Source organism: Streptomyces sp. NPDC049813, from assembly GCF_044465085.1.
Classification (GTDB): domain Bacteria; phylum Actinomycetota; class Actinomycetes; order Streptomycetales; family Streptomycetaceae; genus Streptomyces.
In genome coordinates this window covers 138,595-154,164 of sequence record NZ_JBITLI010000018.1, presented here as the reverse complement: position 1 = coordinate 154,164, position 15,570 = coordinate 138,595, and the positions used below count along the sequence as shown (strand labels likewise).

11 protein-coding genes and 1 tRNA gene are annotated in these 15,570 nt (G+C 70.8%); 4 read left to right on the top strand and 8 right to left on the bottom strand.

Annotated features, from left to right (window positions below):
• Positions 1–69: 69 nt before the first annotated feature.
• Complete coding sequence (locus ACIBW6_RS30235) at positions 70–1,395, bottom strand: M20/M25/M40 family metallo-hydrolase (RefSeq protein WP_399065146.1); 1,326 nt, start codon at positions 1,393–1,395, stop codon at positions 70–72.
• 195 nt (positions 1,396–1,590) lie between these two features.
• Between ACIBW6_RS30235 and ACIBW6_RS30230 the strand changes: the two genes are divergently transcribed.
• Positions 1,591–1,675: transfer RNA gene (locus ACIBW6_RS30230), tRNA-Leu, on the top strand.
• 74 nt (positions 1,676–1,749) lie between these two features.
• Here the strand turns inward: ACIBW6_RS30230 and ACIBW6_RS30225 are convergent.
• From ACIBW6_RS30225 to tkt, 7 genes are all read right to left on the bottom strand, one after another.
• Positions 1,750–3,459 carry a fibronectin type III domain-containing protein gene (locus tag ACIBW6_RS30225; protein WP_399065144.1) on the bottom strand — a complete coding sequence of 570 codons (1,710 nt, stop codon included), beginning with the start codon at positions 3,457–3,459 and terminating at the stop codon, positions 1,750–1,752.
• A gap of 189 nt (positions 3,460–3,648) precedes the next feature.
• Entirely contained in the window at positions 3,649–4,530 is an 882-nt protein-coding gene (gene gnd, locus ACIBW6_RS30220; protein WP_399065142.1) for a phosphogluconate dehydrogenase (NAD(+)-dependent, decarboxylating), read from the bottom strand.
• 6 nt (positions 4,531–4,536) lie between these two features.
• Complete coding sequence (gene pgi / locus ACIBW6_RS30215) at positions 4,537–6,204, bottom strand: glucose-6-phosphate isomerase (RefSeq protein WP_399065140.1); 1,668 nt, start codon at positions 6,202–6,204, stop codon at positions 4,537–4,539.
• Positions 6,197–7,183, bottom strand: a complete 987-nt coding sequence (opcA, locus tag ACIBW6_RS30210) for a glucose-6-phosphate dehydrogenase assembly protein OpcA (protein ID WP_399065138.1) — start codon at positions 7,181–7,183, stop codon at positions 6,197–6,199. Before opcA ends, pgi begins: the two co-directional genes overlap by 8 nt.
• The gene (zwf, locus tag ACIBW6_RS30205) at positions 7,180–8,712 is read right to left on the bottom strand and encodes a glucose-6-phosphate dehydrogenase (RefSeq protein WP_399065136.1); all 1,533 of its coding nucleotides are present in this window, start codon (positions 8,710–8,712) and stop codon (positions 7,180–7,182) included. Before zwf ends, opcA begins: the two co-directional genes overlap by 4 nt.
• Positions 8,709–9,848 carry a transaldolase gene (gene tal / locus ACIBW6_RS30200; protein WP_399065134.1) on the bottom strand — a complete coding sequence of 380 codons (1,140 nt, stop codon included), beginning with the start codon at positions 9,846–9,848 and terminating at the stop codon, positions 8,709–8,711. The genes zwf and tal overlap by 4 nt, the downstream gene beginning before the upstream one ends.
• A 42-nt stretch (positions 9,849–9,890) precedes the next feature.
• Positions 9,891–11,987: a transketolase gene (gene tkt, locus ACIBW6_RS30195; RefSeq protein WP_399065132.1), complete on the bottom strand. Its 2,097-nt coding sequence runs from the start codon at positions 11,985–11,987 to the stop codon at positions 9,891–9,893.
• Between the two features lie 184 nt (positions 11,988–12,171).
• Here tkt and ACIBW6_RS30190 point away from each other — a divergent pair, with 184 nt between their 5' ends.
• From ACIBW6_RS30190 to ACIBW6_RS30180, 3 genes are all read left to right on the top strand, one after another.
• On the top strand, positions 12,172–13,086 hold the full coding sequence (locus ACIBW6_RS30190; protein WP_399065130.1) for an AraC family transcriptional regulator: 915 nt from the start codon (positions 12,172–12,174) through the stop codon (positions 13,084–13,086).
• A gap of 216 nt (positions 13,087–13,302) precedes the next feature.
• Entirely contained in the window at positions 13,303–14,568 is a 1,266-nt protein-coding gene (locus ACIBW6_RS30185) for an ABC transporter substrate-binding protein (protein ID WP_399065128.1), read from the top strand.
• 41 nt (positions 14,569–14,609) lie between these two features.
• Positions 14,610–15,551, top strand: coding sequence for a carbohydrate ABC transporter permease (locus ACIBW6_RS30180; protein WP_399065126.1), 942 nt, complete (start codon positions 14,610–14,612; stop codon positions 15,549–15,551).
• Positions 15,552–15,570: the final 19 nt, after the last annotated feature.

Below are 15,570 nucleotides of genomic sequence, written 5' to 3'. Positions count from 1 at the left end.
CACTCGTTCCGGTCAACTCCGCACGCGCGCCCGAATGTTGCGATCATCCCCAGGTTGACGCGCGGCCGGTCAGGACGCGTCGATGAACCGGTCGAGCACCCGCACCCCGAACCGGAGTCCGTCGACCGGGACCCGCTCGTCCACGCCGTGGAACATGCCCGCGAAGTCCAGCTCCGGCGGCAGTTGCAGCGGCGCGAAGCCGAAGCCGCGGATGCCGAGGTCGTCGAAGGACTTGGCGTCGGTGCCGCCGGAGAGCATGTACGGGATGGCCTTGCCGATCGGGTCCTCGGCGACGATCGAGGCCTTCATGGCCTCGACGAGCGCGCCGTCGAAGGTGGTCTCGACGGCCTTGTCCGCGTGCACGTCCGTGCGCGTGACGTTGGGGCCGAGCAGCCGGTCGAGGTCGGCGAGGAACTCCTCCTCGTGGCCGGGCAGGAACCGTCCGTCGACGTGCGCGGTGGCCTCACCGGGGATCACGTTGACCTTGTAACCGGCGCCCAGCTGGGTGGGGTTGGCGGTGTTGCTCAGCGTGGCGCCGATGAGCTTGGCGATCCCGCCGAGCCGGGCCAGGGTCGACTCCATGTCCTCGGGGTCGAGTTCGGTGCCGAGCGCGTCGCCGAGCTCGTCGAGGAAGGCGCGGGTGGTCTTGGTGACACGGACCGGGAATTTGTGGCGGCCGAGCCGGGCGACCGCCTCGGACAGCTCGGTGATCGCGTTGTCCCGGTGGATCATGGACCCGTGCCCGGCGGTGCCGGCCACGGAGAGCTTCATCCAGTTCATGCCCTTCTCGGCGGTCTGCACGAGGTAGAGCCGGCGCTGCTCGCTCACCGTGAACGAGAAGCCGCCGACCTCGCTGATCGCCTCGGTGACCCCCTCGAACAGGTCGGGGTGGTGGTCGACCAGGTGGCGTGCCCCGTACGTGCCGCCGGCCTCCTCGTCGGCGAGGAAGGCGAGGACGATGTCGCGCGGCGGCTTGCGGCCGGTGCGCAGCCGGTCGCGGACGACCGCGAGGGTCATCGCGTCCATGTCCTTCATGTCGACCGCGCCGCGGCCCCACACGCACCCGTCGGCGACCTCGCCGGAGAAGGGGTGGTGGGTCCAGTCCGCCGCGTTGGCCGGGACGACGTCGGTGTGCCCGTGGATGAGGAGCGCGGGCCGCGACGGGTCCTCGCCCTCGATGCGGGCGACCGTGGAGGCGCGGCCGGGGTGGGACTCGAAGATCTTCGGTTCGAGGCCGACCTCGGCGAGCTTCTCCGCGACGTACTCGGCGGCCTTGCGCTCGCCCGGACCCGAGTGGTCGCCGTAGTTGCTGGTGTCGATCTGGATCAGTTCACGGCAGAGGTCGACGACCTCGTCCTGTCCGGAGACGGCCCTGCCCGTGCTCGACTCGCTCACGCTTGTTCCTCTCTCCCTGTGGATCCCCCTCATCCTCTCTCCCCCGGCCCCGGTGCCAAAGGCCGGGCCGCCCCCGTCACGTGCCGTTCACAGGCCGCTCGGGCAGGCGGGCGGGGTGATCGGAGCACTCGGATTCTTTGGTAATGTTCTCTGTGTCGCCGCGGGGAACACCCCGCACAGAGCGGCAGACACCTTGTCCGGGTGGCGGAATGGCAGACGCGCTAGCTTGAGGTGCTAGTGCCCTTTATCGGGCGTGGGGGTTCAAGTCCCCCCTCGGACACAGCGAAGGACCCCAGGTCACCCTGGGGTCCTTCTGTATGTCCGGGTCAGTGCGTACGGGACAGTGCGTGCGGGTCAGCCGGTGAAGCCGGCCGTGATCTTCGTGAACTGCCAGGTGTCCTGGTTGATGCCGGAGCAGTTCTCGGCGACGCCGCCGCCCGCGCAGGGCCGGTCGCGGTTGACGGACCAGAAGGCGAGCCGTGCGATGTGCTTGCTGTTGGCCCAGTCCTTGATCTGGGTCCAGATGGCGGGGGTGGTGGTCTCCTGCTGGTCGCTGAGGCCGTTCATCCCGGAGATGCCGAGGTGGGCGTAGGCGGTGGCGTCGTCCCAGCCGAAGACCGACTTGAGCTTGGTCTTCAGGCCTTCGGCGGCGTTCACGGTGTTGCCGTACATGTCGGCGCCGCCGCCGAAGTCGAACGGCATGATCGTGAAGACGTCGACGTTCGCGTTCAGCGCCTTGGCCTGCTCGATGAGGCGGTTGCCGTAGTACGTCGGCCCGGTGGTGGAGGTGCCGAAGGTGAGGATGGTGCGCAGGCCGGGGTTGTTCGCCTTGACGATCTTCAGGGCGTTCAGGATGCGGTCCTGCACGACGGTGTTCTCGAACTCGTCGCTGTTCTCGATGTCGACGTCGATCGCCTTGAGGCCGTAGGCGTCGATGACCTTCTGGTAGGCGCCCGCGAGGGCCTCCGGGGTCGAGCAGTTGGGGCCGAGCTTGTTGCCGCTCCAGCCGCCGATGGACGGGACGATGTCGCCGCCCGCGGACCGTACGGCGTTGATGGCGGTCTGGTCCTGGCCTCCGGTGAGCGGGCGCTGGCCGTCCCAGGCCGGGTTGCAGCCCCCGGAGGAGAGGATGAAGGCCATGGTGAACCACTTGACGCCGGTGGCGTTCATGACGGTGGTCGGGCTCGGCGGGTTGCCCCAGCCGGTGTAGAGGTAGGGCGCGGCCTGCTTGAAGCCGGTGCCGCCGGAGCCCGCGCTGGTGGTCACGGAGACGGCGTTGGAGGCGGCCGAGCTGTTGCCGGCGGCGTCGTGGGCCTTGACCGTGAAGCTGTACGCGGTGGACGGCGCGAGGCCGGAGACGGTGGCCGACGTGCCGGAGACGGTGAGCAGCTTGTTGCTGCCGCCGGAGTAGATGTCGTAGCCGGTGACGCCGGTGTTGTCGCTCGCGGCGCCCCAGGACAGGGAGACGCTGGAGGACGTCTTGCCGGTGGAGGTCAGGCCGGTCGGCGCGGTCGGGGCCTGGGTGTCGGAGCCGCCGCCGCCCGGTCCGTCGAGGCTGAGGTCGTCGGCGTAGTAGGTGCCCTGGCCGTACCAGCCCTGGGTGTAGAGCGTCGCGCTGGTCTGGGCGGCGCCGGTGGTGAACGTGACCGACAGCCGGCTGTACGCGGACGGGGACTGGGTCCAGGTGGAGGCGCCGCCGTCGACGCCGAGGTAGACGTAGTTCCCGCGGACCCAGCCGGAGAGGGTGTACGCGGTGTTCGGCTGGACGGAGACGGTCCGGCTGCACTTGGCGTTGTCGCTCGCGCTCGCCGCGCCCGCGAGGGCCTTGGCGCCGCCGTGGACGGGGGTGGAGACCACGGAGCCGAGGTTGCCGGAGCAGTTCCAGGAGCCGAGCGAGCCGGACTCGAAGCCGGGGTCGGACAGGACGTTGGCGGCCTCGGCCGTGCCGGGCAGGGCGACGGCGCCGCCGAGCGCCAGGGCCCCGGCGCCGATCAGGGCGAGGAGACGGGGGCGCAGGGTGGGGGCGGTGCGTCTGGTGCGGCGTTGCGTTCGGCGTGGGGACACACGAACTCCCTGTGTTCAAAGGGGACTTGGGGACGTGCGCGAGCCATGGCGATACTGGGCCTCATATTTGGTATGGACCAATGCTGTTGTCAAGGTGCCGGGCGCGACTGCCCCGTCCGCCCGGCAACGCCGCAGGCCCGCCGGACCGGGTGGTCCGACGGGCCTGCGGGGTGGAGCGGGTGGCGCGGGTTACTTCTTGGCGGACTCGACCGCGTGGCCGCCGAACTGGTTGCGCAGCGCGGCGATCATCTTCATCTGCGGCGAGTCGTCCTGGCGGGAGGCGAAGCGCGCGAAGAGGGAGGCGGTGATCGCGGGCAGCGGCACCGCGTGGTCGATGGCGGCCTCGACGGTCCAGCGGCCCTCGCCGGAGTCGGCCGCGAAGCCGCGCAGCTTGGCGAGGTGCTCGTCGTCGTCCAGGGCGTTGACCGCGAGGTCGAGCAGCCAGGAGCGGATGACGGTGCCTTCCTGCCAGGAGCGGAAGACCTCGCGCACGTCGGTCACCGAGTCGGCGGCCTCCAGCAGCTCCCAGCCCTCGGCGTAGGCCTGCATCATGGCGTACTCGATGCCGTTGTGGACCATCTTCGAGAAGTGGCCCGCGCCGACCTTGCCCGCGTGCACGGAGCCGAAGTCGCCCTCGGGCTTGAGCGCGTCGAAGACCGGCTGGACCTTGGCGATGTTCTCCTCGGTGCCGCCGTACATCAGCGCGTAGCCGTTCTTCAGGCCCCAGACGCCGCCGGAGACGCCGCAGTCGACGAAGCCGATGCCCTTCACGCCCAGCTCGGCGGCGTGCTTCTCGTCGTCCGTCCAGCGGGAGTTGCCGCCGTCGACGACGACGTCGCCCTCGGAGAGCAGCTCCTTCAGCTCGTCGACGGTGGACTGGGTCGCCGCGCCCGCGGGGACCATCACCCACACCACGCGCGGGCCTTCGAGCTTCTCGACGAGCTCGGCGAGGGAGGCGACGTCGGAGACCTCGGGGTTGCGGTCGTAGCCGATGACGGTGTGGCCGGCGCGGCGGATGCGCTCGCGCATGTTGCCGCCCATCTTGCCCAGACCGATCAGACCAAGCTGCATATCAGTTCACTTACCTTCGGTGGTACGGCCGCGCAGCGCGCGGTAGGTGTCGACGAGGGACTGGGTGGAGACGTCGAGGCCGGGTACGCCGGCCACGCTGCCGCCTTCGGTGAGTGCGGGTTCGACGCGCTTGGCGAGCACCTTGCCGAGCTCGACGCCCCACTGGTCGAAGGAGTCGATGTTCCAGATCGCGCCCTGGACGAAGACCTTCTGCTCGTACAGCGCGATGAGCTGGCCGAGGACCGAGGGGGTCAGCTCGGTGGCGAGGATCGTCGTCGTGGGGTGGTTGCCCTTGAAGGTCTTGTGCGCCACCAGCTCCTCGTCCACGCCCTCGGCGCGCACCTCGTCCGGCGTCTTGCCGAACGCGAGCGCCTGGCCCTGCGCGAACAGGTTGGCCATCAGCAGGTCGTGCTGGTCCGCGAGCGCACCGAGCTCCTGGACCGGGCGGGCGAAGCCGATGAGGTCCGCGGGGATCAGCTTGGTGCCCTGGTGGATGAGCTGGTAGTAGGCGTGCTGGCCGTTGGTGCCGGGGGTGCCCCAGACGACCGGGCCCGTCTGCCACTCGACCGGGCGGCCCTGGCGGTCCACGGACTTGCCGTTGGACTCCATGTCGAGCTGCTGGAGGTACGCGGTGAACTTCGAGAGGTAGTGCGAGTACGGCAGCACCGCGTGCGACTGGGCGCCGTGGAAGTTGCCGTACCAGACGCCGAGCAGGCCGAGCAGGAGCGGCGCGTTGGCCTCGGCGGGAGCCGTGCGGAAGTGCTCGTCGACGAGGTGGAAGCCGTCGAGCAGCTCACGGAAGGCGGCCGGGCCGATGGCGATCATCAGGGAGAGGCCGATGGCCGAGTCGAAGGAGTAGCGGCCACCGACCCAGTCCCAGAACTCGAACATGTTGGCCGTGTCGATGCCGAAGTCGGCGACCTTCTCGGCGTTGGTCGACAGGGCGACGAAGTGCTTGGCGACGGCCGACTCGTCACCGAGCGCCGCGAGCAGCCAGGAGCGGGCCGCCTTGGCGTTGGTGATCGTCTCGATGGTGGTGAACGTCTTCGAGGCGATGACGAAGAGCGTCTCGGCCGGGTCGAGGTCGCGGACGGCCTCGTGCAGGTCGGCGCCGTCCACGTTCGACACGAAGCGGAAGGTCAGCTCCCGCGCGGTGTAGGGGCGCAGCGCCTCGTAGGCCATCGCGGGGCCGAGGTCCGAGCCGCCGATGCCGACGTTGACGATGTTCTTGATGCGCTGGCCGGTGTGGCCGGTCCACTCGCCGGAGCGGACCTTGTCGGCGAAGCCCGCCATCTTGTCGAGCACGGCGTGCACCTGCGGCACGACATTCTCGCCGTCGACCTCGATCACCGCGTCGCGCGGGGCGCGCAGTGCCGTGTGGAGCACGGCGCGGTCCTCGGTCGTGTTGATCTTCTCGCCGCGGAACATGGCGTCCCGCAGCCCGAAGACGTCGGTGGCGGCGGCCAGCTCCTGGAGCAGGGCGAGCGTCTCGTCCGTGACCAGGTGCTTGGAGTAGTCGATGTGCAGGTCGCCGACCTGGACGGTGTACCGCTCGGCGCGGCCCGGGTCGGAGGCGAACAGCTCACGCAGGTGGGTGCCGTTGAACTTCGCGCGGTGGTCCTCCAGGGCGGTCCACTGCGGGCGGCGCGTGAGCAGGGGGGTGGTGTCAGGCATGGTCTACGGACTCCTTGGCGGCCTTCTTGGTGGACGGCGCGGCCTTCGCGGGCGCGGCCGGGGCGCCCTTGCCGTCTCCGTGCAGCGCGACGGCGTACATCTCGTCGGCGTCCAGGCGGCGCAGCTCCTCGGCGATCAGCTCGGCGGTCGAGCGGACCTTGAGGGCGAGGGTGCGCTCGGGCTGGCCCGGCAAGGTGAGCGTGGCGAGGGGGCCTTCGGGGCGGTCGATGCGGATGTCGCCGTCGGCCGTGCCGAGGCGGACCGCGGTGACGACGGGGCCGCCCGTGGTGACCCGCTCGACCGGGACGCCGAGCCGGGTGCCGAGCCAGCGGGCGAGCAGCTCGGCGCTGGGGTTGTCGGCCTCGGACTCGACGGCGGCGGAGACGATGTCGGCGCGGGCCTGGTCGAGCGCGGCGGCCAGCATGGAGCGCCACGGGGTGAGCCGGGTCCAGGCCAGGTCGGTGTCGCCGGGCGCGTAGGACGCGGCGCGCCGGTCGAGGGCGTCCAGCGGGTCCTCGTCGGCGTACAGGTCGGTGATGCGGCGGGCGGCGAGCGCGCCCAGCGGGTCCTTGGCGGGCTCGTCCGGGGCATCGACCGGCCACCACACGACGACCGGGGCGTCGGGCAGCAGCAGCGGCAGGACGACGGAGTCGGCGTGCCGGCCGACCTCGCCGTGCAGGCGCAGGATCACGGTCTCGCCGGTGCCGGCGTCGGAGCCGACGCGAACCTCCGCGTCGAGCCGGTTGCCCTGCCGGTCGCGCGGGGTGCGGGCGGTGCGCTTGATGACGACCAGGGTGCGCGAGGGGTGCTCGCGGGACGCCTCCTCGGCGGCCTTGATCGAGTCGTACGCGTTCTCCTCGTCGGTGACGATCACCATCGTGAGGACCATGCCCACGGCCGGGGTCCCGATGGCGCGACGCCCCTCGACGAGCGCCTTGTTGACCTTGCTTGCCGTGGTGTCGGTCAGGTCGATCTTCATGGCCTGCGCCAGCTCCGTCCGTCTCGTGCGAGCATCTCGTCCGCTTCCTTCGGGCCCCAGCTTCCCGAGGCGTACCGGGCGGGCTTGCCGTGGGTGTCCCAGTGCCCCTCGATGGGGTCGAGGATGCGCCAGGACTCCTCGACCTCCTCCGTGCGCGGGAAGAGGTTGGCGTCGCCCAGCAGGACGTCCAGGATCAGCCTTTCGTACGCTTCCGGGCTGGACTCCGTGAACGACTCGCCGTACGCGAAGTCCATGGACACGTCCCGGATCTCCATCGAGGTACCCGGGACCTTCGATCCGAAGCGTACGGTCATGCCCTCGTCGGGCTGGACGCGGATGACAATGGCGTTCTGGCCGAGCTCCTCCGTGGCGGTGGAGTCGAACGGGGAGTGCGGGGCGCGCTGGAAGACGACCGCGATCTCGGTGACGCGGCGGCCCAGGCGCTTGCCGGTACGCAGGTAGAAGGGGACGCCCGCCCAGCGGCGGTTGTCGACCTCCAGCTTCACGGCGGCGTAGGTGTCGGTCGTGGAGGCGGGGTCGATGCCGTCCTCCTGGAGGTAGCCCTTGACGCGCTCGCCGCCCTGCCAGCCGGCCGCGTACTGGGCGCGCACGGTGGACTCGCCCAGGTCGGCGGGGAGCCGCACGGAGCGCAGGACCTTGAGCTTCTCCGTCACGAGCGACTCGGCGTCGAAGGAGGCGGGCTCCTCCATCGCGGTGAGCGCCATCAACTGGAGCAGGTGGTTCTGGATGACGTCGCGGGCGGCGCCGATGCCGTCGTAGTAGCCGGCCCGGCCGCCGATGCCGATGTCCTCGGCCATGGTGATCTGCACGTGGTCGACGTAGGACCGGTTCCAGACGGGTTCGTACATCTGGTTGGCGAAGCGCAGCGCCAGGATGTTCTGGACCGTCTCCTTGCCGAGGTAGTGGTCGATCCGGAAGACCTGGTCCGGGGCGAACACGTCGTGCACGATCGCGTTCAGGTCCTTGGCCGACTCCGTGTCGTGGCCGAAGGGCTTCTCGATGACGGCGCGCCGCCAGGAGCCCTCGGGGGCGTCGGCGAGGCCGTGCTTCTTGAGCTGCTGGACGACCTTGGGGAAGAACTTCGGCGGCACCGACAGGTAGAAGGCGTAGTTGCCGCTGGTGCCGCGCTTCTCGTCCAGCTCGTCGACGGCGTCGCGCAGCTGCTTGAACGCGGTGTCGTCGTCGAAGTCGCCCGGGATGAAGCGCATGCCCTCGGCGAGCTGGGCCCAGACCTCCTCGCGGAAGGGGGTGCGGGCGTGCTCGCGCACGGAGTCGTGGACGACCTGCGCGAAGTCCTGGTCCTCCCACTCGCGGCGGGCGAACCCGAGGAGCGAGAAGCCGGGCGGGAGCAGGCCGCGGTTGGCCAGGTCGTAGACGGCCGGCATCAGCTTCTTGCGGGACAGGTCGCCCGTGACGCCGAAGATGACGAGCCCGGAGGGGCCCGCGATGCGCGGCAGCCGCCGGTCGCGCGGGTCCCTCAGCGGGTTCTGCCAGGCGGTGACGCTCACTTGCCGGCACCTTCCTTGCCGGCGAGGCGGTCGGCGACCGTGCCGAGCAGGTCGTTCCAGGCGATCTCGAACTTGGCGACGCCCTCGTCCTCCAGCTGCTTCACGACCTCGTCGTAGGAGATGCCGAGCCGCTCGACGGCGGCGAGCTCGGCGCGGGAGGCGTCGTAGGTGGCGGTGACCGCGTCGCCGTGGATGTCGCCGTGGTCGGCGGTGGCGTTCAGGGTGGCCTCCGGCATGGTGTTGACCGTGCCCGGGGCGACCAGCTCGTCGACGTACAGGGTGTCCTTGTAGGCCGGGTCCTTGACGCCGGTGGAGGCCCACAGGGGGCGCTGCTTGTTGGCGCCCGCGGCGGCCAGCTTGGCGGCGCGCTCACCGGCGAAGACCTGCTCGTAGGCCTCGTAGGCGAGGCGGGCGTTGGCGAGGGCGGCCTTGCCCTTGAGCGCCTCGGCCTCCTCGGTGCCGACCTTGCCGAGGCGCTTGTCGATCTCGGCGTCGACGCGCGAGACGAAGAAGGACGCGACGGAGTGGATGCCCGCCAGGTCGATGCCGCGCTCGTGCGCCTTCTCCAGGCCCGCGAGGTAGGCGTCCATGACGGCCTTGTAGCGGTCCAGGGAGAAGATCAGCGTCACGTTGACGGAGATGCCGAGGCCGATGACCTCGGTGATGGCCGGCAGGCCCGCCTCGGTCGCCGGGATCTTGATCATGACGTTCGGCCGCTCGACGAGCCAGGCCAGCTGCTTGGCCTCGGCGACGGTGGCCGCGGTGTCGTGGGCCAGGCGCGGGTCGACCTCGATGGAGACGCGGCCGTCGCGGCCCTGCGTCGCGTCGTACACGGGACGCAGGAGGTCGGCGGCGGCGCGCACGTCGGCCGTGGTCATCATGCGCACGGCCTCCTCGACGGTGACCTTGCGCACGGCGAGGTCGGCGAGCTGCTCCTCGTAGCCCTCGCCGGAGCCGATGGCGGCCTGGAAGATCGAGGGGTTCGTGGTGACGCCCACGACGTGGCTGTACTCGATGAGCTCGGCGAGGTTGCCGGACTCGATGCGCTTGCGCGACAGGTCGTCCAGCCAGATGGAGACGCCTTCGTCGGAGAGGGTCTTCAGCGCGGCAGCGGCGGTGCTCATGTTCTGCTTCATCTTCTTTCGGTACGGCGGTGGTGCGGCAGGGGTGGTCGGGGTTCAGGCGCGGGCGGCGGCGAGCGACTCGCGGGCCTTGGCGGCGACGTTCTCGGCGGTGAAGCCGAACTCGCGGAAGAGGACGTTCGCGTCCGCGGAGGCGCCGAAGTGCTCCAGGGAGACGATGCGGCCGGCGTCGCCGACGTAGCGGTACCAGGTCAGGCCGATGCCGGCCTCGACGGCGACGCGGGCCTTCACGGCGGCGGGCAGGACGCTGTCCTTGTAGGCCTGCTCCTGCTCCTCGAACCACTCGACGGACGGCATCGACACGACGCGGGTCGCGACGCCCTCGGCCTCCAGCGTCTCGCGCGCCTCGACGGCGAGCTGCACCTCGGAACCGGTGGCGATCAGGATCAGGTCGGGGGTCTGCTTCGACGCCTCGACGAGCACGTACCCGCCCTTGGCGGCGTCCTCGTTCGCCTCGTACGTCGGCACGCCCTGGCGGGTCAGCGCGAGGCCGTGCGGGGCGGGCTTGACGGAGCCGCGGCGCAGGATCTCGCGCCAGGCGGTCGCGGTCTCGTTGGCGTCGGCCGGGCGGACCACGTTCAGGCCGGGGATGGCGCGCAGCGACGCGAGGTGCTCGACCGGCTGGTGCGTCGGGCCGTCCTCGCCGAGACCGACGGAGTCGTGGGTCCAGATGTAGGTGACGGGCAGCTGCATGAGGGCCGACATGCGCACGGCGTTGCGCATGTAGTCGGAGAACACGAGGAACGTGCCGCCGTAGACGCGGGTGTTGCCGTGCAGCGCGATGCCGTTCATCTCGGCGGCCATCGAGAACTCGCGGATGCCGAAGTGGACGGTGCGGCCGTAGGGGTCGGCCTCGGGCAGCGGGTTGCCCGCGGGCAGGAAGGACGAGGTCTTGTCGATCGTCGTGTTGTTCGAGCCGGCGAGGTCGGCGGAGCCGCCCCACAGCTCGGGCAGGACCGGGCCGAGCGCCTGGAGGACCTTGCCGGAGGCGGCGCGGGTGGCGACCTTGGTGCCGGTCTCGAAGGTGGGCAGCGCCTGCTGCCAGCCCTCGGGGAGGCGGCCCGCGACGACCCGGTCCAGGAGCTTCGCGCGCTCGGGGTTGCCGGCGCGCCACTCGGCGAGCTGCTTGTCCCAGGCGGCGTGCGCCTCGGCCCCGCGGTCGAGGGCGGCGCGGGTGTGCGCGGCGACCTCGTCCTCGACGACGAACGACTGCTCGGGGTCGAAGCCGAGGGCGCGCTTGGTGGCGGCGATCTCGTCGGCGCCGAGCGCGGAGCCGTGGGAGGCCTCGGTGTTCCGCGCGTTCGGGGCGGGCCAGGCGATGATCGTGCGCATCGCGATGATCGAGGGGCGGGAGGTCTCGGCCTTTGCGGCGGCGAGCGCCTCGTACAGGGCCTCGACGTCGACGTCGCCGTCCTCGCGCGGCGTGATGCGCTGCACGTGCCACCCGTACGCCTCGTAGCGGCCGAGGACGTCCTCGGAGAAGGCGGTCGCGGTGTCGCCCTCGATGGAGATGTGGTTGTCGTCGTAGAGGAAGACGAGGTTGCCGAGCTTCTGGTGCCCGGCGAGGGAGGAGGCCTCGGCGGAGACGCCCTCCTCCAGGTCGCCGTCGGAGACGATCGCCCAGATGGTGTGGTCGAAGGGGCTGGTGCCCTCGGGGGCCTCGGGGTCGAACAGACCGCGCTCGTAGCGGGCGGCCATCGCCATGCCGACCGCGTTGGCGAGGCCCTGGCCGAGGGGGCCCGTGGTGGTCTCGACGCCGGCGGTGTGGCCGTACTCGGGGTGGCCGGGCGTCTTGGAGCCCTGGGTGCGGAACGCCTTCAGGTCGTCGAGCCCCAGCTCGTAGCCGGAGAGGAAGAGCTGGGTGTAGAGGGTGAGGCTGGTGTGGCCGGGCGACAGGACGAAGCGGTCGCGGCCGGTCCACTCCGGGTCGGCCGGGTCGTGCCGCAGGGCCTTCTGGAAGATCGTGTACGCGGCCGGGGCCAGGCTCATCGCCGTGCCGGGGTGGCCGTTGCCGACCTTCTGCACGGCGTCGGCGGCCAGCAGCCGGGCGGTGTCGACGGCACGCTGGTCGAGTTCGGTCCACTCGAAGGGCCGCTCGAAGGGGTCGAGGCCGTTCGGTGTCTGCGTGCTCATCTGTATGACTTCCTTCGCATCCGTGGTGCTCTTGCTGTGCCCTGAGGCGGTCGTCCCGTCGAGCCAAAGGCCCAGGTGGAACCAGGTACGACGGTAAAGGTCATACTTTTGGCTCGGTAGGTGCCCCCGTGCCAGCGTTCGGTGAAAATGGGACACGCAGACCGGTCGAAACCAAGGAACGTGCATGACGGAGCAGGGCACCGCGCAGACGAGCGCACATCTGGGAGCGGCGGAGCACATCCGCACGTATCCGTTCGATCCGAGCGCGAGCGTCTCCGGGGTCGGGATCCAGGTCGGGCCGATGGGCACGGACGGCCCGTGGGCGGGTGGGGTCGGTCTGGCGCGGCGCGTACACCGGATCGACTTCCATGTGCTGCTCTTCTTCCGCGAGGGCCCGGTCCGCCACATGATCGACTTCACCGAGCACGAGGTAGGAGCCGGGGAGATCCTCTGGATCCGGCCGGGCCAGGTGCACGGCTTCTCGGCCGCGGACGCGTACGTCGGCACGGCCCTGACCATGCAACCGGGATTCCTGCCGCGCGCGATCGTCGAGGCCACCGGCATGTACCGCTACGACCGGCCGCCGCTGCTCCGCCCCGACCGGGCCCAACTGGAGGCGATCGAGGCCTCGTTGGCGCAGTTGCAGCGCGAGTACCTGGACACCACGACCCTGCCGCTGAGTCTGCACACCTCGGTCCTGCGCCATACGCTCACCGCCTTCATGCTGCGCGTGGCCCATGTGTCGGCGCAGGCGGCGGCGGACGCGTGCGAGCCGCAGCCGGACACCACGTTCACCCGGTTCCGCACCGCCGTCGAGCAGGGCTTCACGACGAACCACAGCGTCAGCGCGTACGCCGACGAGCTCGGCTACTCGCGCCGCACGCTGGTCCGCGCCGTGCGGGCCGCGACCGGACAGACCCCGAAGGCGTTCATCGACCGGCGGGTGATCCTGGAGGCGAAGCGGCTGCTGGCCCATACGGAGCTGCCCGTGGGGCGGATCGGGGTGGCCGTCGGCTTCGGGGACTCGGCCAATTTCTCCAAGTTCTTCCAGCAGCACACGGGGGTCACGCCTGCGGCGTTCCGGGCCGACCAGGTCTGAGCGCCCGTATGTGCGGCTCCACCCGGCGCCGGTTTCAGCCCACGGGGCTCCGCCCCGGACCCCGCTCCTCAATCGCCGGAGGGGCTTGATGTACCCCCGTTTCACCCTGCGCAACGGGGGGTTGACCGTTTCCCGAGGGGCTCGTACGGTGCTCGCACCCCCGCAGGTATATCGATTAACCAAGCTGGTTGGAGACGTACCGCTGTGCCCTTGACGATGAGTCGGCGCGCTTTCCTGGCCACCACCGCCGCCGCCCTGCCCGCCCTGTCCGGCTGCTCCTCGCTCGCCGCGGCCGACGACGATCCCGACACGCTCGTCGTCCACAGCCAGCTCGGCACCACCGCGCCCGGCTCCCCCACCTACCTGGCGGCCCTGGACCGGTTCCGCAAGGAGAACCCGGGGCTCAAGGTCAGGAACCTCGTCAACGGCGACGACCTCGCGCAGGTCTACGAGACCTCGCGGCTGGCCCGCAAGGAGCCGGACGTCGTCATGGTCAACCTGTACGACAAGACGCTGGCCTGGACCGACGTCGGCGCCACCGTCGACGTCAAGGGCTACCTGGACGACTGGGGGCTGCGCGAGCGGGTGCTGCCCGTCGCGCTCGACGCCTGGACCGACGGCAAGGGCCGCCTGCGGGCCTTCCCCTACTTCGCGACGAACTGGCCGGTCGCCTTCAACCGGGCGCTGCTGGGCCGCGCCGGCGTCGACGAGATCCCCCGCACCGGTGACGAACTGATCGCCGCCGCGGGCAAGTTGCGCCGCAAGCACCTCGCGCCCGTCACCACCGGCGGCAACGACTGGACCGGGCAGAAGCTGCTCGCGCAGATCATCCAGACGTTCCTGACCGAGGACGAGGCCCGGCACGTCTACACGACCGGTGACTTCAGCGGCAGCCGCGGGGCGCGCCGGGGCATCGACTACTTCGTCGAACTGCGGGACGCCGGGGTCTTCGCCGACAAGGCGCAGGGGCTGACGTCGGACACGATGACGACGCAGTTCAACACCCAGGCCGCGGCGGTGCAGTCGGCGATGTCGTCGGCGCTCGCCAAGGTGCCGGAGAACGTGGCGCGCCACACGGACGTGGGCGGCTGGCCGCTGGCGCCGGGCGCCGCGCACGACAAGCCGACGATCCTGCGCACGTACACCCTGATCGGCTTCTGGATCAGCCCGAACGGCACGAAGAAGATCGACGCGGTCGAGAGGTTCCTGAAGTTCTTCTACCGCGCGGACACCGTCGCCCGGTTCATCACGGAGTCCGGCCGCGACATGGCGCTGCGCTCGTCCGCGGTGAGCACGGACTTCCCGCTGGTGGCGGCGGCGCAGCGGCTCGGCTCCGACGTGGGCCAGGTGCTGCTGCCCGACCTGTTCGTGCCGCCGGCCGCGACGCAGCCGCTGATCACCGCCACCAGTACGTCCTTCACGCGCGGCACGAGCGCCGCCCAGGTCCGCAAGGTCCTGGAAGCCGCCTACCGCGGCGTCTGACCGTCCGCCCCATCTCTGCTCGCACGTAAGGGAGTTGCTTCATGACGACGATGACGTCGACAGCGGGCGAGGCAGCGGTCAGCCGCCCCACCCCACCTTCCGCACCGGGTTCCGGCGGCCGGCCGCGGCGCCAGGGCGGCACGGTCCTCGCGCTGCCCGCGCTCGTCTGGTACCTGGTCTTCATGGTCGGCCCGCTGGTCGCCATCTTCGTGGTGGCGGCGCTGCACTGGCCGGGCATGCTCCAGCCGGTGTCGTTCGCCGGCCTCGACAACGCGCGGGTGGTCCTCGACGACCCGGTGTTCTGGGACGCGGTGAGCAACACCGCGATCCAGCTGGTCGTCGCGGTCCCGGTGATGGTGGCGTGCGCGTTCATGCTGGGCTACTACGTGGCGCAGAAGCCGCCGGGGCACCGCGTCGTGCGGTACCTGCTGTTCATCCCCGGGCTGATCTCGACGCCCGCGAAGGCGATGGTCTTCTACGCGGCCCTCTCCCCCGACGGGCTGCTCAACGGCGGTCTGGAGGCGGTCGGCCTCGGCTCGCTCGCCGACGCGTGGCTGGCCTCCCCCTCGACGGCGCTGGCCTGCCTGATCGCGCTCGACATCTGGGCCGGGATCGGTTTCACCGCCGTGCTGTTCGCGGCGCGGCTCGGCAGTGTGCCGGAGGAGCTGGGCGAGGCGGCGCAGCTGGACGGGGCCGGGCACTGGCGGACCATGTGGCGCGTCCACTTCCCGGTGATCAAGGACTACGTGGGCGTCGTGACGATGCTCCAGTTCCTGTGGACGCTGTTCGGCTCGGCGCAGCACGTGCTGCTGCTGACCCAGGGCGGGCCCGGCAGTTCGTCGACGACGCTGTCGTTCCTCGTCTACCAGAAGGCGTTCGTCGCGGCGGACCTCGGCTACAGCCAGACCGTCGGGGTCCTCCTCTTCCTCGCCGGGCTCGTCGGGCTGCTCGCCATCCGGCGGGTCTTCCGCCAGAGCTACTGACCGCCCGCCCCTGATCGGA